Raw genomic sequence first — 2,628 nt, 5'->3', positions numbered from 1 at the left:
GGCCGTAAACACGGCACCCACCGGGTAGTGCCGGCCGCTGGCCGGCTCCTCAGGAAATCACGGGTGTACGTGAAGCCGGCCAACGGCCGGCTCTACCGGAGGCATCACGGGTGTACGTGGAGCCGGCCAGCGGCCGGCACTACCCGGGGGTCACGGGTATGCCTGGAGCCGGCCAGCGGCCGGCACTACCCGGGGGTCACGGGTATGCCTGGAGCCGGCCAGCGGCCGGCACTACCCGGGGGTCCCGGGTATGCCTGGCGCCGGCCAGCGGCCGGCACTACCGGGGGTCACGGTTATGCGTGGAGCCGGCCAGCGGCCGGCACTACCTGGGTCACGGGTATGCCTGGAGCCGGCCAGCGGCCGGCATTGTCGGGGCATCACGGGCGCCAGAAACCCGACGCCGGCCTGCCCCGGCATTCAGGCACGGCCTTTGCATGTAGCCAGGAAGCAATCCAATGGAGCTTCCCCTCGTGGCCGCAGCCGCCGACAAAACCAAGAAATCCGCCGACAAGGACAAGGCCGCCAAGCCGCGTAGTCCGTTGTTGATCACCGCCCTGGTGGCCGTGCTCGCCGCCGGCGCCGCCGGTGGTGGTGCGTGGTATTTCGCCACCTCGTCCCAGCACGACAGCAAGGCCGCCAAGCCGGCCGCCAGCAAGGCCATGCCGGCACCGGCGCAGTACTTCGGGCTGGAGCCGCCGTTCGTGGTCAACCTCAACAGCAGCTTCGACGGCCCGCGCTACCTGCAGGTCGAAGTGCAGCTGATGACCCGCGACCCGGCCGCGCTGGAGGCGATCAAGCTGCACGCCCCGGCCATCCGCGCCAAGTTGCTGATGCTGTTCTCGCAGGTCGAGCCGACCCAGATCGCCGACCGCGCCGGCAAGGAACGCCTGCAGGCCGACTCGCTGGCCGAAGTGCAGAAGCTGCTCAAGGCCGAAACCGGCTCCAAGGGCGCCGACGAACTGCTGTTCACCAGCTTCGTCACCCAGTAAGGGCACACCATGAATGACCTGCTTTCCCAGGACGAGATCGATGCGCTGTTGCACGGCGTGGATTCGGGTGCGGTCGAAACCGATGTGGACGCGGCTACCCCCGGCGAAGCGCGCAGCTACGACTTTGCCAGCCAGGACCGCATCATCCGTGGGCGCATGCCGACCCTGGAGATGGTCAACGAACGCTTCGCGCGCCTGTGGCGGATCGGCCTGTTCAACCTGATCCGCCGCTCGGCCGAGCTGTCGGTGCGCGGCATCGAGCTGATCAAGTTCAACGACTACATGCACTCGCTGTACGTGCCCACCAACCTCAACCTGATCCGCTTCAAGCCGCTGCGCGGCACCGGGCTGATCGTGTTCGAGCCGACGCTGGTGTTCGCGATCGTGGACAACTTCTTCGGCGGTGACGGGCGCTACCCCACCCGCATCGAAGGCCGCGAGTTCACCGCCACCGAAATGCGCGTGATCCACCTGCTGCTCAAGCAGACCTTCGCCGACCTGCAGGAAGCGTGGGCACCGGTGATGGACGTGGAGCTGGAGTACATCAACTCCGAGATCAACCCGCACTTCGCCAACATCGTGACCCCGCGCGAGTACGTGGTGGTCTGCCGCCTGCACGTCGAGCTCGATGGCGGTGGCGGCGACATCCACGTCACCCTGCCCTACTCGATGCTCGAGCCGATCCGCGAACTGCTCGATGCCGGCATCCAGAGCGACCGCAACGACCGCGATGCCAGCTGGGGCGTGATGCTGCGCGAACAGCTCAACATCGCCGAAGTCACCCTGTCCAGCGTGCTGGCCAGCAAGCGCATGACGCTGCGCGAACTGACCGGGCTGAAGGTCGGCGACATCCTGCCGATCGACCTGCAGCCGCAGGTGCCGGTGTGCGTGGAGAACATTCCGGTGTTCACCGGCGAGTTCGGCGTCGCCAATGGCAGCAACGCGGTGAAGATCATCGCCACCCATCCCCCGGGCACCCGCCCACGCGTTCCCGTTATCCAGGAAGACCCGCAATGAACGATATCGAAACCAACGAACCGGCACCGGCACAGTTCACCACGCTGCAGTCCGATGAAAGCCTGGGGCCCGAACTGAACCTGGATGTCATCCTCGACGTGCCGGTGACGCTGTCGCTGGAAGTGGGCCGCGCGCGCCTGCCGATCCGCAACCTGCTGCAGCTCAACCAGGGCTCGGTGGTGGAACTGGAACGCGGCGCCGGCGAATCGCTGGACGTGTTCGTCAACGGCACCCTGATCGCCCATGGCGAAGTGGTGGTCATCAACGATCGTTTCGGCGTGCGTCTGACCGACGTGGTCAGCCCCAGCGAACGGATCCGGAGACTGCGTTGATCGCATCGCTGCTCATCGCCGCCGGCACCCCGGCGGCCAAGGTCGGCCAGCACGCGGCCGCCGCACCGAGCATGTTCGGTGCGGTGCTGGCGCTGCTGGCGGTGCTGGCGCTGATCGTCGGCCTGGGCTGGCTGCTCAAGCGCATGCCGGGCAGCGGCTTCCGCCCGGCCGAAGGCATGCGCGTGGTGGCCAGCCTGAACGTGGGCGCCAAGGAACGCGTGGTGGTGGTGGAGGTCAACGGTGAGCAGCTGCTGCTGGGCGTCACCGCCGGCGGCATCAACACCCTGCAC

Annotated in this window: 4 protein-coding genes; all 4 read left to right on the top strand. The window is 67.4% G+C overall.

Annotation, left to right across the window (positions count from 1 at the left end; translation table 11 throughout):
• The first annotated feature begins 455 nt into the window (after positions 1 to 455).
• Positions 456 to 989, top strand: a complete 534-nt coding sequence (locus DBR34_RS13050) for a flagellar basal body-associated FliL family protein (RefSeq protein WP_181393996.1) — start codon at positions 456 to 458, stop codon at positions 987 to 989.
• A 9-nt stretch (positions 990 to 998) separates the two neighbouring features.
• Positions 999 to 2,006 (top strand): flagellar motor switch protein FliM, encoded by a 1,008-nt coding sequence (gene fliM / locus DBR34_RS13045; RefSeq protein ID WP_038688480.1) that lies wholly within the window; start codon positions 999 to 1,001, stop codon positions 2,004 to 2,006.
• Entirely contained in the window at positions 2,003 to 2,338 is a 336-nt protein-coding gene (fliN, locus tag DBR34_RS13040; protein ID WP_128097107.1) for a flagellar motor switch protein FliN, read from the top strand. The genes fliM and fliN overlap by 4 nt, the downstream gene beginning before the upstream one ends.
• The coding region (gene fliO / locus DBR34_RS13035) for a flagellar biosynthetic protein FliO (RefSeq protein ID WP_181393995.1) at positions 2,335 to 2,628 on the top strand (294 nt) is incomplete at its 3' end. The genes fliN and fliO, both read left to right, overlap by 4 nt.

The sequence above is a fragment of the Stenotrophomonas sp. HMWF003 genome, assembly GCF_003061285.1.
Taxonomy (GTDB): Bacteria; Pseudomonadota; Gammaproteobacteria; order Xanthomonadales; family Xanthomonadaceae; genus Stenotrophomonas; species Stenotrophomonas maltophilia_AP.
Note: the sequence above shows the minus strand (reverse complement) of the source record. Positions and strands in the feature narration are given on the sequence as shown.